19 protein-coding genes are annotated in these 16,229 nt (G+C 59.0%); 7 read left to right on the forward strand and 12 right to left on the reverse strand.

Annotation, left to right across the window (positions count from 1 at the left end):
• Positions 1-375: 375 nt before the first annotated feature.
• From JNB88_RS07145 to JNB88_RS33455, 4 genes are all read right to left on the reverse strand, one after another.
• A complete protein-coding gene (locus tag JNB88_RS07145) occupies positions 376-1,788 on the reverse strand; it encodes a hypothetical protein (protein WP_220354841.1) in 1,413 nt (470 codons plus the stop codon).
• A 27-nt stretch (positions 1,789-1,815) separates the two neighbouring features.
• Positions 1,816-3,369 carry an amidohydrolase family protein gene (locus JNB88_RS07150; RefSeq protein ID WP_220354842.1) on the reverse strand — a complete coding sequence of 518 codons (1,554 nt, stop codon included), beginning with the start codon at positions 3,367-3,369 and terminating at the stop codon, positions 1,816-1,818.
• A 33-nt stretch (positions 3,370-3,402) separates the two neighbouring features.
• Positions 3,403-4,185, reverse strand: a complete 783-nt coding sequence (locus JNB88_RS07155) for a DUF5677 domain-containing protein (RefSeq protein WP_220354843.1) — start codon at positions 4,183-4,185, stop codon at positions 3,403-3,405.
• Between the two features lie 153 nt (positions 4,186-4,338).
• Positions 4,339-4,644, reverse strand: coding sequence for a hypothetical protein (locus tag JNB88_RS33455; protein ID WP_223217101.1), 306 nt, complete (start codon positions 4,642-4,644; stop codon positions 4,339-4,341).
• A 37-nt stretch (positions 4,645-4,681) separates the two neighbouring features.
• Here JNB88_RS33455 and JNB88_RS33460 point away from each other — a divergent pair, with 37 nt between their 5' ends.
• The 3 genes from JNB88_RS33460 (at position 4,682) to JNB88_RS07170 (ending at position 6,465) form a co-directional block, all read left to right on the forward strand.
• Positions 4,682-4,840 carry a hypothetical protein gene (locus JNB88_RS33460; protein WP_223217102.1) on the forward strand — a complete coding sequence of 53 codons (159 nt, stop codon included), beginning with the start codon at positions 4,682-4,684 and terminating at the stop codon, positions 4,838-4,840.
• A 477-nt stretch (positions 4,841-5,317) separates the two neighbouring features.
• Positions 5,318-5,509 carry a hypothetical protein gene (locus JNB88_RS33465; protein WP_223217103.1) on the forward strand — a complete coding sequence of 64 codons (192 nt, stop codon included), beginning with the start codon at positions 5,318-5,320 and terminating at the stop codon, positions 5,507-5,509.
• Between the two features lie 56 nt (positions 5,510-5,565).
• Positions 5,566-6,465, forward strand: coding sequence for a bacteriophage abortive infection AbiH family protein (locus JNB88_RS07170; RefSeq protein ID WP_220354844.1), 900 nt, complete (start codon positions 5,566-5,568; stop codon positions 6,463-6,465).
• Positions 6,466-6,725: 260 nt separating this feature from the next.
• On the opposite strand, the gene JNB88_RS07175 is transcribed toward JNB88_RS07170, so the two are convergent.
• The 3 genes from JNB88_RS07175 to JNB88_RS07185 all read right to left on the reverse strand — a co-directional run bounded on the left by JNB88_RS07175 (position 6,726) and on the right by JNB88_RS07185 (position 9,161).
• Positions 6,726-7,622 carry a restriction endonuclease gene (locus tag JNB88_RS07175; protein ID WP_220354845.1) on the reverse strand — a complete coding sequence of 299 codons (897 nt, stop codon included), beginning with the start codon at positions 7,620-7,622 and terminating at the stop codon, positions 6,726-6,728.
• Positions 7,623-7,786: 164 nt separating this feature from the next.
• Positions 7,787-7,990 (reverse strand): cold-shock protein, encoded by a 204-nt coding sequence (locus tag JNB88_RS07180; RefSeq protein ID WP_104840661.1) that lies wholly within the window; start codon positions 7,988-7,990, stop codon positions 7,787-7,789.
• A gap of 193 nt (positions 7,991-8,183) precedes the next feature.
• Positions 8,184-9,161 (reverse strand): AraC family transcriptional regulator, encoded by a 978-nt coding sequence (locus tag JNB88_RS07185; RefSeq protein WP_338110966.1) that lies wholly within the window; start codon positions 9,159-9,161, stop codon positions 8,184-8,186.
• A gap of 91 nt (positions 9,162-9,252) precedes the next feature.
• On the opposite strand from JNB88_RS07185, the gene JNB88_RS07190 reads away from it, so the two are divergent.
• Together JNB88_RS07190 and JNB88_RS07195 are read left to right on the forward strand one after the other, a co-directional pair.
• Positions 9,253-10,224, forward strand: a complete 972-nt coding sequence (locus JNB88_RS07190; RefSeq protein WP_220354846.1) for an oxidoreductase — start codon at positions 9,253-9,255, stop codon at positions 10,222-10,224.
• Between the two features lie 29 nt (positions 10,225-10,253).
• Positions 10,254-10,481, forward strand: a complete 228-nt coding sequence (locus JNB88_RS07195; protein ID WP_223217104.1) for an SDR family oxidoreductase — start codon at positions 10,254-10,256, stop codon at positions 10,479-10,481.
• Positions 10,482-10,647: 166 nt separating this feature from the next.
• Here the strand turns inward: JNB88_RS07195 and JNB88_RS07200 are convergent, their stop codons facing one another.
• Together JNB88_RS07200 and JNB88_RS07205 are read right to left on the reverse strand one after the other, a co-directional pair.
• Complete coding sequence (locus JNB88_RS07200) at positions 10,648-11,634, reverse strand: NAD(P)H-quinone oxidoreductase (RefSeq protein ID WP_220354847.1); 987 nt, start codon at positions 11,632-11,634, stop codon at positions 10,648-10,650.
• A gap of 12 nt (positions 11,635-11,646) precedes the next feature.
• On the reverse strand, positions 11,647-12,183 hold the full coding sequence (locus JNB88_RS07205) for a hypothetical protein (protein ID WP_220354848.1): 537 nt from the start codon (positions 12,181-12,183) through the stop codon (positions 11,647-11,649).
• 116 nt (positions 12,184-12,299) lie between these two features.
• Between JNB88_RS07205 and JNB88_RS07210 the strand changes: the two genes are divergently transcribed.
• Positions 12,300-13,214, forward strand: coding sequence for a LysR family transcriptional regulator (locus JNB88_RS07210; RefSeq protein ID WP_220354849.1), 915 nt, complete (start codon positions 12,300-12,302; stop codon positions 13,212-13,214).
• A 34-nt stretch (positions 13,215-13,248) separates the two neighbouring features.
• On the opposite strand, the gene JNB88_RS07215 is transcribed toward JNB88_RS07210, so the two are convergent.
• The gene (locus JNB88_RS07215; RefSeq protein WP_220354850.1) at positions 13,249-14,193 is read right to left on the reverse strand and encodes a LysR family transcriptional regulator; all 945 of its coding nucleotides are present in this window, start codon (positions 14,191-14,193) and stop codon (positions 13,249-13,251) included.
• 61 nt (positions 14,194-14,254) lie between these two features.
• Here JNB88_RS07215 and JNB88_RS07220 point away from each other — a divergent pair, with 61 nt between their 5' ends.
• On the forward strand, positions 14,255-15,178 hold the full coding sequence (locus JNB88_RS07220) for an SDR family NAD(P)-dependent oxidoreductase (protein ID WP_220354851.1): 924 nt from the start codon (positions 14,255-14,257) through the stop codon (positions 15,176-15,178).
• 64 nt (positions 15,179-15,242) lie between these two features.
• On the opposite strand, the gene JNB88_RS07225 is transcribed toward JNB88_RS07220, so the two are convergent.
• Positions 15,243-15,689, reverse strand: a complete 447-nt coding sequence (locus tag JNB88_RS07225; RefSeq protein ID WP_220354852.1) for a carboxymuconolactone decarboxylase family protein — start codon at positions 15,687-15,689, stop codon at positions 15,243-15,245.
• A gap of 93 nt (positions 15,690-15,782) precedes the next feature.
• Positions 15,783-16,220 carry a cupin domain-containing protein gene (locus tag JNB88_RS07230; RefSeq protein ID WP_220354853.1) on the reverse strand — a complete coding sequence of 146 codons (438 nt, stop codon included), beginning with the start codon at positions 16,218-16,220 and terminating at the stop codon, positions 15,783-15,785.
• Positions 16,221-16,229 lie beyond the last annotated feature (9 nt).

Raw genomic sequence — 16,229 nt, forward strand, 5'->3', positions numbered from 1 at the left:
CGCGAAGCCTTTGCAACAAAAGCCCGCACGCTGGGAAATGTTGTTCGGCGTTTTCGCCTCTTTCAATCGAGTAGACATCGAAGTGCATCATTGATTTCGTTGATGCGCTAAGAGCCTTACATTAAGTGCGAAAGCCTAGTCGCAATCAAATGCGGCGCTTGAGTCATTGAGCATGTTAAGCGAGAGTTTTGCGGTTAACTGCAACAAGAGGCAGCATCGATCGTGCGCCAGGCCGGCGTCATATCAGGTGCGCATCCCGCTGCCACCAATGTCGGTCTGGAAACAATTCCTGTTAATCGGCGCAGGCACTCTTGTTGTCCAGAGGAGCCGTGCGTGTCGTGAGGTGCTTTTGAATCACCGCGGACGCGTGCCGCCTCATCCGAATGTGGAACGGTCAGTGCTACGCTTCGCTTCAAGAACGTCCTGCAGTGTGGGTGCGGGCTTGTCAGCGTCGGTGATCCATGTCTGCGACCACAAAATCGACGTTTCGTATACGGAACTGCACTGCCACTCGCCATCTGCCTCGAACCAATGTTGTGCTTCCGGCAGCAGTTCGAACGGCACGGGATGGCAGGCGAAGGGGTTGTGAAAGACCTCAACTTCGGCGGTCCAGGGTTCGTACCGATGCGGCCAAAGATTGCGATATTCGTCGCTCGTTATATCGAGGCAAAAGGGGATGCCCTTCAGCGCGCTCGGTGCCCGATCAAAGAACTCTCCCATCCTGGTATAGCGGTATCCGGCTGGCGCACCCGCTGCGGTGATCGGAACGCGGTTGAGCTTGGAGATTGAGCAGGCGTTAGAAAAAATGACGGCTGAAAGCTCTGAATGTCGGTCGTTTGCAAATAGGCCGGCCGGGAATTGGGCGGGGCCAAGAAGCGTTTCAGCTGGCATCGGCACAGCTTGCAGCCGGCCGTCGATCTCGGCCACGGTCGCGCCAGATCCCTGGAGATAGCCGATCAAGCCTTCTCGGCTCCACATCATCGATCCAGACGCATGAAAATCGGCGACAGCTAGGATGAACGGTTTTCCGACGACATGGGGGAGCTGATCGTACCGTCTCGCGAGTTTGTTGCCGATTGTCTTTGCAAAGCGCAATGCGGCGCTGCCGAAGAAAATTTCTTCCCTGTCCGTCGGTATCTCCGCGAAAGGCGCATTGACGTGATTGTAGGGCACCAGCGCATTTGCCGTAACAGCCTCGACCCAGGCTTCGCCGCCGAGGCGGTTCTCGATGCGAAAATCGGGCGACTCGAACGGCTGCTCGACAAGCAGTCCTTGTTCTCGAAATGAGGCGAGGAGCTGAGCCTCCCAAATGCGGGTGTGAAAATTCGTCGTCTGGCAGTCGCTCACCCAGTTGCGATCAGGCCTCGGCAAGGCGAGGTAGAGTTGGTTCAGGGCCCATGCGGCGGGCTGACGCGCAGTGGTTGCCAGGAGTCGAAATGCATCGCTCGGCTCACGACCCTTGAGATCAAAGAGTGGCGGGTGTGCGACGACGCCCGACGGGACAGGTTCCGGCGGTATCCCCTGTGCGAGCGATGGCTTTAAGGCTTCGATTGCTGTGTCCATTGAACGGAAACCGCTCGCTCGCCCGGTGATCGTCCAGACGGAGTCCACGCGCCGGCGCATCACAATCGTGCCAAACTCTTTGGTGGCGGAGTTACGGGTGACAATCCCGCAGGTGAGACCATCCGACCCACCCCACGCTCCGACGGGTGGCTCGTCGCCAAAACCGTGGCCGCAGGGGAGCGACAAAGCGTAGAAATCGAACTCCCACTGCGGGATTTTTCGCATCACGTCGCCTTTGGCTGTCCCGGCCGGCTAGAGGGCTTGCTTCACGTAGTGCGGGAGATTGATGTTGGCTTTCAAAGCCGGGATGAAATCGGGATCGTCGACCGCCGTGATCGGCGACATGGGCAATGGTCTCAACACTGGCGCCGCTGTCTTCATGATGTCCTGCAATGTTGAAAATTGCTGATCATCCTCCAATTCGAAATCGATTGTGATGGCGTCTCGCTCGATCGCCTGAAATCCGATGATCGTGGGTGATGGAGCGGTTGCGGCGAGCTCAGGCAGGTGCGCCAGGCCGAACGTCAACTTGGCGATCGAAGTACCAAGTGAAAGCCCTGCCAGCGGATCGTCGCCGGCTTCGGTTAAATCGAGGACGTAGTCCTTCCCGCCGATGACGATACGTTCTTGTTCCTTGGCGTCGAAATCGAGGAAGCCAAGGCGACCGTGCCGAGGCCTTCCATTGATCAGCACAGCTAGCACGTCATTCTCTCGCGCGCCGATGAGCTGCGCGTACGCATCACCCGCGTCACCGTCGAGGATCAGGAGGTCCGCCTTCAGGCCGCGTTCAATGCTACCGACCTGACCCTGCCAGCCGAGCATTTTCGCGGGCGTTGATGTCACCATCCGTGAGAGCTCTTCCGGAGAGAACAGGCCTCCCAAATGGTCACTGAGGATGCGCGCAATCTTGAGCTCGCCCAAGAGGTTCTTGCTCCCGCTTGGCGACCAGTCGGAACCGAGTGCGATCGGCACGCCTGCGGCCTTGGCGGATGCGACGTCCGCGGTCTTGCCGTAAAGGAGGAGGTTGGAAAGCGGCGACCAAACCATGCCCGCGGCCGCGGCGATGCGTTGGTAGTCGGCAGCGTGGAGCCCCGTGCAGTGGATCGGAATCAGGTCTGGATCAATCGCCCACGTGTTGGGCGTGTATTCGAGATCAAGAAAACGTTGCCGCGCGTCCTGATCAGTCCCTTCACTGAGGTGGTAGAAGAAGGGCCGATCTTTCTGAAGGGCGGGGACGAGCTCTGTTGCGATCTCGGCGGCTGTGTAGTCCAGTGTTTGCCCGCCAGCGGTTGGGAAGGCAGGGTCGCGCGGTGCTTCAACATTGCGTGTAAGGCCCTGGTACCATTTCGCCCCGCCGCCCCGGCTCAGGCCCTGCGTTGTCGTCGTTCCGCCGAGGAGCGACCGGCACTCAACGAAGCGCGCGATGCTGCGGGGATAATCAGGGTCGGCATTTGCACCGATCACTTTCGAGGGTAGCGAGATCGAGATCTTGTAGTCGGGCTCGTGTTCGCGCCACTGATTACGGTTGGTGTAGGTCTTCGGGACCGTCCAAAGCGGCAGGAAATTGTAGCTCAGATGATTGTGGAGCTCGATCAGGCCCGGGAAGATCGTCCCGCGCGTATCGATCGGCGTAATGCCCGCGAAATCACTGGGAACATGAGCAGGGTCAGCGACGACGGCGGCGATACGGTCAGCCTCGATGCAGACGGCGCCATGGGCGTAGATCGTGCCCTTCCCATCCATCGTCACGATGCGGCCAACGAGAACCTGTCGATTACCGTGAACAGCTGCAATGAAATTTCCCATTTGAACTCCCCCAGAGATTGAATTCAAAATCTGCTACTCGTTTCTATCGTGCTGCATCGCCTGCGCGGCCTGCTGCTGTTCGCTCGCCAACGCCCGGTAGCGTTGGAGAAGCGTCTGGAATTCGTCCCAGACGTCAGTCTTTTCTTTGACCTTCATGATGAGCAGCGTCGCGATTGTGATGGAAATGCCTAGCTCTGTCATCGTGACCTGAAAATCGTTGTCATCCAGCTCCGGATGGATCGTCAGTGTTGCCAATCCCGTGTTGGGATTTTCGATATAGTGCCGGTTCAGGGCGGTGACACTCACGTGAGCCGCATCCCCTGACATATCGCGATAGCTGCGATAAAGCCGATCGAAGTCGCTACCCTTCAGGAGCGTGCCGAGTTGGATCGCCTTTGCACCCTGGAGCCCTAGACCGACAAATTCCTCAAGCTGCTGCCTGACGTCGTCAGTGCCGGGAAACGTTTTCGCGCCGAGATGAAGGCCAGCGCGCGAATGCCGGCTCTTGAAGTCGTCATCCTTCATTAGCGCCACGAAAGCGGGATTTCGGTCCAGCGCGATAAGGTACATAGTGGCTTCAAGGACGCCGCGAGAATGGATGCGAAAATCGAGCTGCCTGTCGTTCTCGAGTAGGAGCAAAGCACCCTCGAACAGTGTCAGCGCTCGGGCGTACAGCGCCATTTTGAGTGCTATCAGCTCCCGTTCCTCTTCTGAGGCAACGTCGACCGGATCTTCTGAAATGAAGCGTTTCGCAGCGTCGACGTAGTCGTTCATCCAGGCGAGCCATTGCGATGAGCGCGATCGCTGTTCGGTCACGGAATTCAGCTCCAAAAAATTTCGTATGGTCGGGTTCTTCTGTCGGAATTTCGCGGGAGCCCGGTGTCATCGTCAGGCGTATAGGAAAAGCAAAGAGTGTTGGGCTTTGTTTTGTTGCCGCCGAATTCGATGTTCACGTCGAGGTCCCGATTTTCATTGAGGTATTTCATGGTACATGAATGTCATGAGGGGTGATTGCAAGAAATACTCGCGGTATTCGCGGCGGCGGTGCGTGCACTTCTGCAGGATAAGGATCTTGCCTATGCCGATCCTGCAGAGCGCGCGCTTGTCGCTCGAATTAGGGATCTCCTGCATGGGGAGTATGCTGGCTGGTCGATCGATCTGGAATGGAATCGCCGCGAGGATGTGATCAAACGCCTTCGCTATGGCCTGAGCGATAATGAGTTGATTGGGAAGGACGCTATCGTCCCCGACCTGATTGTTCAAGAAATCGGTCAACAAGGACTTCGATGGGGACATCTGGAAGCTCAAAGGGATGACCGAACAGGCAGGAGCTTACGGGTATTTGGTTGGGCTTCATCTGGTGATCGACGTGAAGGCGGGGATCGCGCCGCGTTGCGACGTCTATGTCGACGCCGCGTTGGACGAAGAGTTGACGGAGTGGATGCGCGCTGAGCTGGGGGCAGCAGGTTGACTGCAGATCCTGTTGAAATCGTGAAACTGCTCGGCCGCTCTACTGGCCCGGACTTGACGGAGACATTATCGCGCATCGAAGGCGCGGTGCGAGGCGTTTCGGCCGTTGATTGCACGGGCTTCCTCGCAAATGCTGGGGCAGGACGTGAGGTGCTTGCGGCCGCGGCCGGTATGAAGCGGCTTGCCGGACAGATCAACGTCACAATCCACGCGCTCGGCATTCTCATGTGCTTGCCACATATTCTCGAGCCGGAGGCGCGTCGAATCTGTGTCTCTCGGGGCGGGAAATACGGGCCGCGATTTCGATCTGGAGGCGAATGTCCGCGTTGCCGAATTCAAGTTCATCCAGTGGGAGGCGGGCCCGAGACGATCCGCCAGAATGCGGTCTTCAAGGACTACCTGCTGCTTGCGGAGCATCCGACGGTGAAGCGTAAGCACCACGGCGCATGCGATCAGGTTCTTGCGAGGTGGTCGCGCCATGTCGAGCGTCTTGAGCAGAAACGCCAAGCTGCAGACGATGTTTACGGAGCGGTTCGGGGAGCGCTTCCGGACGGTCGGCGAATATTACACGGCTCACGCCAACGCGGTTCCGATCGATGATGTTTCGCCTTGGCTTTCGGAATTGGCGGAGGAGTTGATCGCGGAGCCGGATATGGAGGTAAGCGATTGAAGAGCAGCGCAGATGAGCGAAGGCGTTGGCCAACGGGAAAACATTGAAGGGCTGGGATGGAGAAAACTCTTTACATCATCGGAAACGGCTTCGATCTCCACCACGGAATTCCGTCATCCTATAAGGCGTTCGGAGAGTATCTCCGGCGGTCGGATGCCAAGACCTACGAGGTCGTCGAGAAATACTTCGCGATGGATGCGCAGTTCTGGGCCGAATTCGAGGATCGGTTGGCGTCCTTCGACAGCGATTCACTGATTGAGGACGCCTCCAACTTTCTGGTCGGATATGGTGCCGACGATTGGAGCGACGCATATCACCACGATTATCAGTACGAGATTCAGCAGGCGGTCGAGGCAATCTCGACGACACTGCGGATGCGCTTCGCCGAATGGATACGCCAGCTTCCTGTCCCATTCGCTGCTGAGTTTAGCGGCCAGCGCGTTCCGGTGGATCCCTCAGCGGTCTTCTTGAATTTCAATTACACGCCGTCGCTACAACGCCTGTACGGCGTACCCGACAGTAACGTTTTGCATATCCATGGAGCGGCCGCCAACCCAACGGAGACGTTGGTGCTGGGCCATGGATGGGAGCCCGATCCAAATCCGGATCCCTATCGTTTCGAGCAGGATCCAGAGGATGCGGATATGCGTGTCGTCGAAGGGCAGGGGATTGTCGACGACTACTTCAGGGACACGTTTAAGCCCACGGCCAAAGTCATCGAGAGGAACGCGGTCTTCTTCACCGGGCTGTCGGATGTCGATAGGATTGTTGTGATGGGGCATTCGGTGTCGGAGGTCGATCACCCCTACTTTGACGAGGTGATCGCGAGCATCGACGTCAATCGGGTCCGCTGGAAAGTCAGTTACTACGGCGATCTTGAGGGGCTGCGCCAGCGGATGGAGTCGCTGGGCGTGCCAGATCATCTGACTGAGTATGCTTTACTGAATGAGTTTTGAGCCATTTGAAGTGATCCGCGAGATCGGAGGGGAATAAGTTAGGTGATGACCCCTTTAATACAAAGGCTGTTTGAGCTTCTCAGAGCGGAAGGTTCTATTTGAGAAACGGGGACCCAACGGTGACGTATCCGACCGCGTCGAAACGGTGGTAGGGCAGTATCACCGTTCGCCTGGGATCGACCTGGGCTTTCATCGCGAAGGTTGCAATAGGGATGCCCTCGGAGTTCAAACCCAGTGGCAAGCAATTTCATCCGTCAACGTTAAGCAGGGAACAGGTCCGTCACGCGGGCGAAGGGCTGGCGCCGCTCCGAGTGATGGCGGACTTTTTTCCGCACGACCTCTCCAAGATCGAGCCGGCGGTTCAGGGCGTGGTAGATGTCGGCGCCATCCATCATGATCAAGCGGCGGGCGGTGAAAGCGTCAAAGCTCTCGCCGGAAAAGCTGCCGTACGAAACGTAGAGCCCTCGGGTCCAATCCGGGCGTTCTAGCAATTTTCCCTGGAAACTGTGAAGCATTGCGGCGTCAGCCGGCCGCGAATGCCACTTGGCTTCGACAAGGTAAGTGCTTCCTTCGTGCTGAAATGAACCGTCGATCTGTTCGCCTGCGGTACGAAACGACGCGTGTGCATCTAGGCCCCATACGTCGAACCAGCGCTTCAAGAAGCGTTCGAACGTGTATCCTCGCTGTTGGGGGGCTTCGTCCATCGCGGTTAGAGCAAGGAACTCCTGCTCCAGCGCAAGAAGGACGCCCTCACTCGGTCCTTTCGGTTCGGGTGCCGGCGGTGGCGGCGCAGGTGCGGCGTTGGGATCGGACGGAAGTGGCTTTCCGCCTAGCTTCTGCAGCATACTGCTAAGGCGCTGTCGTGCGTTGGGTACCGTTTCTTCTTCCCCACGATCAAGCATTCCGGTTTCGCGATATTCCCACAACGCAGTGAGCGTGCGAACTACGTCTGCGTTCGGCGAGATCTCAAGGAACGCACGGAAATGCTTCCCTTTGGAGGTGCCGTATATCGCATAGCGGTCGTGATAGATGTCGATCTTGAGATCGCGGTTGAAAAATGCCGCGAAACGGTCGTTGCTGAAGTCCAGGACATATCCGCCGTACATTCCGAAGATCTTGTCAATCAACGCCATGTCGGTAGTCGTTAGTTCCGCCATCGATTTGCTCGCGAAATTTCTTTTGCTAGCCAATTTGGCGCAACACCGGACCGGTATGCAATCACGGAAACGGGAATTCCGGGCTTTTCGTTTTGAACCACAATGTCTATTGCCCGCCTTCCGGCGATGCACCTTGCCGGAAGGCGAGCCGTGGCGACACTACTTCAAAGAACGCTGACGTTCTCGGCCTTCGACTTGCCGGTCTTGCGGTCCTGTCCCATGTCGTAGCTGACCTTCTGACCATCCTGAAGAGAGCCGCCGAAACCGACCGCTGAGATGTGAACGAATACGTCTGGGCCGCCATTGTCAGGAGTAATGAAGCCAAAGCCTTTGTCTTGAGCGAAGAATTTTACAGTGCCAGTTGCCATCTTGTCCTCGTTGGTTGCTGAGCGTCCCTCAACGCAATACCGGTCAACGATCGGTACGGCAAGGATCTCCATGGCGAGCAAATCCGCCGGTTCGGACGACTTTACGCTAAGTATTTGTATATCATATCAATCGGCTACCGAAATGACCGGCCGATAGTTCGTATCCCTTCAAGGCGCACGATGCGGAGTGGGTTCAATTTGAAAGCGGTCGCAAACAATGATGACTTGCTGAAATGTTGACCGTCCCACTGTGCATTGCGTCGCGATACAGACTACGGTAACGCGCGGGTGATTGGCCAAGCGCGCGGCGGAAGCTGGCAGCAAAAGCGCTGTCAGAAGCGTAGCCGAGCGACTGTGCAATCCGTGGCAGTGGCTCGTTGCCACGCCGCAGCCGGGCCGCCGCAAGCCGCATCCGCCAGCCCACGAGATAGTCTATCGGCGATGCTCCGACGGTGGTGCGAAATTTCTCGGCAAATCCGGAGCGGGACTGGCCAGCAAGAGACGCGAGTGCCTCAACCGTCCAGCGGTGCGACGGATCGGCGTGTATTGCCCGCAGTGCCGGCGCCAGGCGGGCATCCGCAAGGCCGGCGATCCAGCCGGGATGCTGCGATGTCTGGCGCGCCATGTAGGCACGCAGGACATGGATAAACACCAGCCGCAGCAGGTCGTTGCAGGCGATGCGAGCGCCCGGTGCTGCGCTGTTCCACTCCAGGTCCAAATGTTCGAGCAGCCAGCCAATCGGTCCGGCCTCCTCGCGGTCGACAACTACGACCGGCGGCAGGGCGTCGGTGAGGAGTGATCCGTCGACGGTGTCGAGGTTGACGCTGCCGCCGAGCAGCACGAAATCCCGGCCATCGCCCACAGAGACATCGAGATTGCCCCCGGCGAACACCTCTGCCGCCGCAACCGCCTTCACATTGGGATCGCTGCAAAGCGTAAACGCCTTGCCGCTGACCACAAGACAATCGCCCGATTCAATGCGCAACGGTGCCTCTCCCTCCGAGACCAGCCAGGCACCACCTTCGCGGATCGCGTTGAATTTGAGGTAGCCCGGTGGTGGAAAAGCAACAGACCACGAGCCTCCGGCGGCAAATCGCACAGAGAATAGCGCCCGCGCATCGATGGCGCTGAGCACGTCGGACAGGGGATCCTGGATGTTTTGGACGATCACGACAGAAATCTGGATCCTACAGGCTGGGGGCTCCGAAAGTCTATCCGATATAGGGAGCGGGCACCAGAGCCATAAATGAAGGAGTAACGACATGTCCGAACAGAAACCCATTAGATCTCGTTTCAACGCATCCAGCACGGCACGCGAGGTCACCGTAGGTGTCGATCTTTCCGGTAAGACGGCGATTGTCACCGGCGGCTATTCCGGTCTCGGCGTCGAGACGACGCGGGCACTCGCAGGTGCCGGCGCTCGTGTCATCGTACCAGCCCGCAATCGCGAAAAGGCCGAACGCACACTTGCCGGTATCGACAATGTTGTTATCGAAGCGATGGATCTTGCGGATCCCGCATCGGTTGCCGCCTTTGCTGGCAGGATCGTTGTGGCGGGCATGCCGATCTCAATCCTGGTCAACAGCGCCGGCATCATGGCGACGCCGCTTGCCAGGGATCAGGCTGGGCACGAGAGCCAGTTTGCCACCAATCATCTCGGCCATTTCCGACTGGTTGCAGGTCTGTGGCCGGCTCTTGTCAAGGCGGACGGCGCGCGGGTGATTTCGGTGTCGTCGCGCGGGCATCAAATCGGCCAGGTCGATTTCGACGATATCGATTTCAAGACGCGCCCCTATGACAAGTGGCAGGCCTATGGCCAGGCGAAGACGGCAAACGCTCTGTTCGCGCTGGAACTTGATCGCCGCGGAGCCGCGCTTGGCGTGCGGGCATTTTCGCTGCACCCCGGCGTCATCCTGACTGATCTCGCCCGCCATCTGAGCGAAGACGAGATCAATTCTTTCGATGTCTATGACGAGAATGGCAATCGCCGGGTGGATCCATCGCGCGATCTCAAGACGCCGGAACAAGGGGCAGCAACAAGCGTCTGGGCAGCAACGCGGCCCGAACTCGACGGTATCGGCGGTGTGTATTGCGAAGATTGCGAGGTAGCCCTGCCGCAGGCGGAGACGGATGGCACCAAAGGCGTGGCGCCATGGGCCATGGATCCACAGGCTGCTGGACGGCTCTGGCTGCTTTCGGAGCAGTTGACCGGCTTGTCAGTAGGTAATCGTTGAGGCTGAGCGCATATCGGCACACTAGCGCTTTGGCCCTTGATCTGGCTCCGCGGCGCATCACCGTCAACAACATCCAACCTGATCCAACGGACACTGACATGAACGCCGGCGCCATTGAGATGTTGTCTGACCGCAGCCCCTTGAAGCGCGTTGCCGACCCCAGGGAAATTACGGGAATGGTGTCCTATCTCACGGGTGCCGACACGTCCTTCATGACTGGATCGAGCCTGACAATCGACGGAGGCTGGACGCTATAAATTCAGCGCTCCAGGGGTAGGGCCGTTCACAGCGGCCCTGTCCACCACGCCGGCATCTTTCATCCTGCAAAAGTCTGCTGGGCAAAACTCACCGCCGGTCAATCTTTTGGCTTATCGCGGTACAGTTCGCGAGTTCCACTCAGTCCAAGAGCTCACGTATCCGGCATCACCCATGAAAATCGCCAAGAACGATCTTGCCGAACACTCCACCGGCTTCCATCCGGCGATGGGCATCCGATGTCGCTGAGAGCGGATACAGTGCCCCTACAACGGGCTGAAGTTCTTTGCCCATCATTGGCAGCACATCGTCCCTGAACCGGCGGATCATTGCTCTCTTCTCTGAGCGCGATCTGGATTTCATGACCGTGCCAAGCAATTGCAAGTGATTGTGAAGAACAGTCCCGAGCGGAATGATGGCGTTGTCATCCCGCCCCAACAGGCCCACTTGGACAAGCCGACCACCGGGAGCAAGACTACGAATGTTGCGAGCGAGGTAGGACCCGCCGACAAAGTCGATAATGAGATCGACCCCGCGAGACGCCGTCGCATCAACAACTTCCGCCTCAAAATCCACCCGCTTGTAATCAAAAACAGCATCGGCGCCAAGTGACAGCACGTTGTCGATATTGCTTGCCGAAGCAGTGGCCAGAACAGTGGCTCCGGCAGTCCTTGCAAGCTGGACGGCGGCCGATCCGATGCCGCCTGCTGCAGCATGAACGAGGACGGTGTCACCTTTTGCGACGTGTCCGAGATGGGCAAGAGCCTCCCAGCCTGTGACGAAGCTTTCCATGACTGCGGCAGCCTCCATGAAGGACAAGGCGGCCGGAATGACAACTGCCATTCCACTATCGACGCGCGCATACTGGGCATATGCGCCCCCACCAACAATGCCCATGACACGGTCTCCGACAGCAAAACCGCTAACGGTGTCTCCAATGGCCACGACTTCGCCAGCGACCTCCAGCCCGAGAATAGCGCTGTCCCCGTAGCTTTGCGAGCCATAGACGCCTTCGCGTTGAAGAAGGTCGGCGCGGTTGACGCCAGCCGCCATGACTTTGATCAGAAGATCGTCTGGGCGCAATTCGGGCATGGGTGCATCGGCGAGGCGCAGAACATCCGCGCCTCCGAAGTCATCGAAGATAATCGCCTTCATTTGGATATCTCCTTACTTGGAAAGGGCCCGGCGGGCGATGCTTGCAGCAAAGAGAGGGGTTTCACGACGGTTGTGGTCGCCGCCTGCGGCCTGACGGGCTGCTGCAGCATCTTCGAACTTGATGCTGTGCTCGCTGAGGAAAGCCATGAACACATCCGTCGGGTGGGCGGTAACCTTGTTGGTATAGCGGGTCCTGCCATCGTCGATCTTCTCAGCAATCAGTTCCCAAACGACATTGACCTGAGTCCGGCCATTGGCTGTGAACACATCGGAGATCGAGTTCATGCGGCAGTAGGCAGGCTCGGCGACCTCGGCCACATAATGCTGCACGACGAGGCCCGAGCCGATCTGCTCAACATTGATCGACATGCGACGACTGTCGTCGGTCCATGTGACGCCGGCTGCAATGTGATCAGGCGGGCAGCAGCGCAGGTATTCGGCTTCCGGCAGGGTGAAGAGCCAGTCGGCAATGTCGATCTTTTCGAACGGGACGTCGATCTCTGCGGAATAGGCGGACTGGGAGAGAATTGTGTCTAGGACCTTGACCATTGGAGTGTTCCTTCTGTTTGTTGGGCGACCGCCCGTTGATGAGAAGGAAGATGCTCCGGATGCCCGCAGATGATAACGAACTGAATGGTCGAAACGGTTTTGCGCTGTAGGCAAAGATGAGAGACCCACGGTTCGCTGAACATCTTGCTGTTTACGTCGACGTTGTCCGCACTGGGAGCTTCTCGGCGGCCTCTCGACGTAGGGCTGTCACGCCTTCGGCTGTCGTTCGACAGATCGATGCGCTCGAGCAGGATCTGGGCGTTACTCTTCTTGTTCGCTCGACACGGGCGTTGTCATTGACGGACGCGGGCCGTCATCTCTTTGAACGCGCCCAGCGCCTGCTCGATGACCTGGCCGATACCCATGCCGAGGTTGCCGCCTTCGACAGTGCGGTCAGCGGCACGCTGCGGATCGCCTGTTTCCCGACGTTCGGAAAACGCTATGTCATTCCTGTACTGGCATCGCTAGCGCAGGACCATCCGGGCCTGCATGTCGAGCTGGATCTTACCGAGCGGCTGGCTGATCCCGTGGCCGAACGGCTCGACCTTGTGGTGAGGATGGGGGAGCTTGCGGACAGCTCCCTGATTGCCACGAAGCTCGCTCCGCTTGACCGCATCCTCGTTGCAAGCCCTGGCTATGTCGAACTGCATGGCGAGCCGGAGGACGAGACTGCGCTCCGCCATCATCGCCTTCTTGACAAGCTCCATGGCAATGATCTGCTCGGATGGTCTGACATTCTCGGCTGCCCCGCCGGCGAAGCCTGCAAACAGGTGGCCTTCCGGTCCGATGATTTTGAAGCGCTCAATAGCGCCGCGATCTCCGGAATGGGAGTGGCCTTTTTGCCAAGCTGGGTTTCGGGGCCCTCCACGCAGGCAGGTGATCTCATCCGGCTGAAGCTCCGCGGCGAGCGATGGAACGAGCGATCGTCAGGCATCTATCTCCTGCGTGCCCTCCAGGTGCCGTCTGCAAAGGTCAGGGCGTTTACGGAAGCGCTCAAGGCCCATATCGGCACACCGCCGCGGTGGGGTTGAAGTGGAGCCTTTTCGTGTGACGGTTCGATTCTCATCAAGAGTTCGAATTCGACGGCTGCTTTCTCAGAAAGTCAAGAAACGCACGCATACCCGTACCGAGGTGGCGATGTCTCGGGTAGTACAGGCAGAGGCCAGGATAGGATGGCGTCCACTCCGCCAGCACCTGCCGGAGTCTTCCCTCGGCAAGAGCATCTGCCGCCATCCACGCCGTGACGTAGGCAAGCCCGCAGTCGTCCAGAGCCGCGGCCAGAAGAAGTCGGGACTGGTCGACCACAAGGTTGCCGGTCGTCGCCACGACCACGTGTTCGCCGCGACGCTGAAACTCCCACCGATAGATCGTCCCGCTCGCCATGCGAAGCTGGATGCACTGGTGCATGCCGAGATCCGATGGACTCCCTACCGTTGGCCCTCCGTCGAGATAGGCAGGCGACGCCACGACGATATGCTGCTGGTCCGGGCCGATCGGGATTGCGACCATCTCGCCGGGAACGAGTTCCGCTGCGCGGACTCCGCAGTCGAAGCCTCCCTCGGCGATGTCGACCAGTCGGCCCTCGGATTTGATCTCAAAGCGCACCGCAGGATGGAGCTTCATGAAGCGCGTCAACAGCGGCATCAGCACCTGCTCGGCGGCGTTGGCATCGCAGTTGATCCGTACAAGCCCGGACGGCGAAGCGGCCTGTTCGTGCAGTTCCTCGACCGCCAATCCGATTTCGCTGAGCGCCGGCATGAGCCGCTCCGCAAGTCTCCGCCCAGGCTCTGTCAGCGAGACGTTCCTCGTCGAACGGTGGAAGAGCTTCACTTTGAGACGTCTCTCCAGTCCGGCGACTGCGTGGCTCAACGCCGACGCCGTCTGGCCCAGAACTCGGGACGCAGCGCGAAAACCGCCGTGCTCGGCCACGGCAAGGAAGGCCGCTAGCTCGCCAGGAGGGAGCAAGCCGACTGTACGAATTAACTCATCATTGCGTGTAGTCTCAGTCATCTAGTTCACGAATGCCACGTGCTTACCTTCGGGACAAGTCGATTACTGAAGGAGTACGACCATGACTTTACCTAAACCTTTCGGATTTTCATCTACGGCCGCCAACGTCCTGGAAGGCGTCGAGCTTGCCGGCCTGAACGTCATCGTAACCGGAGGAGCAGCTGGCATCGGGCTGGAGACGAGCCGAGCTCTTGCCGCCGCAGGCGCGGCCGTGACCATTGCAGCTCGGCGTCCGGACGAGGCCGAGAAGGCAGTCGCTGAGCTGAAAAAGAGTATGCCCGGGGCTCAACTGCGCGTTCGGCGCCTCGACCTCGCGGATCTGTCTTCCGTGCAGGAATTCTCGGAGAACTGGAACGAGCCTTTGCACGTTCTCGTCAACAATGCGGGCGTCATGGCCATTCCGGAAATCCAGCGGACTGCGGAAGGACGGGAGATGCAGTTCGCGACGAACTATCTGGGGCATTTCGCACTCACGCTAGCGCTGCGACGGCATCTAGCCAAGGCAAATGGTGCCCGTGTCGTTTCCGTCGCCTCGACTGGCAACCTGTTCGCGCCCGTGTTCTGGGACGATCCGGACTTCCGCTTCATTCCATACGATCCGCTGCTTGCTTATGGGCAATCGAAGACAGCCTGCATCCTGCTGTCCGTTGGGATCACCAAGTACTGGGCCAGCGACGGGATAACGTCCAACGCGCTCAATCCCGGAGCGATTGCCACGGGGCTTCAGAAGCACACCGGAGGCCTGCGAACCCCCGAGCATTTGCGCAAGACAGTAGAGCAGGGGGCAGCCACGTCGGTGCTGCTGGCGGGTTCGCCGCTCGTCGAAGGCATTTCCGGTAGATATTTCGACGATTGCCAGGAGGCCTCGGTCGTTGACGAGCGGGGACCTGGGCCCTTCAAAGGCGTGGCGAGATACGCCGTTGCTGAGGACAACGCGGTCCGCCTCTGGGAGATCGCGACGCGGTTGCTGGGATTGCCTCTGTGAGCGGAACACCCTGTGGACCTGTCCGGACCGGCAGGGTGCTCGTCGAGCGATGACCGGACGCTGATCAGGCCTTGGCCGCCACCGGAAGCCGGAATGGTGCGCCCAAGCGGTTGAAGGCGTTCATCGCGGCGATCGTGATCGTCAGATCGACGAGATCCTTCGGTTCGAAGGCTGACGTGGCCGCGGCATAAGCCTCGTCCGAGGCGTGGGTCTGGCTGACGTTGGTCACCTCCTCGGCCCAGGCGAGAGCGGCCCGTTCCTGATCGTTGAACAGCTGGGGCACTTCGTCCCAGACCGGAACAAGCGTGATCTTATCGACGGACATCGTCTTGCGCAGATCGCGACTATGCATGTCGATGCAATGGGCGCAGCCGTTTATCTGCGACACGCGCAGGAAGACGAGATGAATCAGCTCTTCAGGCAGGTTCGTCTTCTTGGTGACGTAGTGATGGACGCCGAATAGCGCCTTGGCACCCTCGGGGGCGACTTCGGACCAGTTCATGCGGGTCATATCGTTTTCCTTTCTCGTGGACACGGTTCTCCGTTCGCCGGGTAAACCGTCGTTGCTTGTGCAGTAGTTGAGGGGTAGGTCTGGTAGCTAGCGCTACGGCTTGCGCGGCGTCGTCAAGGCGTCGTCATCGGTGTCGACGACGAAGACGGCGAGGAGCTTCGCCGGCTCGGTCTTGCTGGCGTTGGCGCTGACGTCGTGGTGGTCGCCCGGCAGCTCGGTAAAGTTCTGACCGGCGATGAAGGTCTTCGTCTCGCCACCGTTCACGGCGCTCAGGATCGCGCCTTCGAGAACCGTCGCATAGATCAAGGCGGATTTTGCATGCGTATGAGCGGAACTGTAGCCGCCGGGGCCGTACTCGACGAGCACGCCCTTAACGCTCTTGCCTGGAACGTCCGGGAGGGGATGCTCGTAAACCAGCGTCACCTTTGCGTCCTTCGTGTCGTACACAAGTCCAGGCTTGACGACGTCATGAGCGGAAGCTGTGGCCAGAGAGACCGCAAGTGCCGTAGCGGCATAGAAGATGGTCTTCATGATTCTTTC

The sequence above is a fragment of the Rhizobium cauense genome (assembly GCF_019511525.1).
GTDB classification, from domain to species: Bacteria; Pseudomonadota; Alphaproteobacteria; order Rhizobiales; family Rhizobiaceae; genus Rhizobium; species Rhizobium cauense.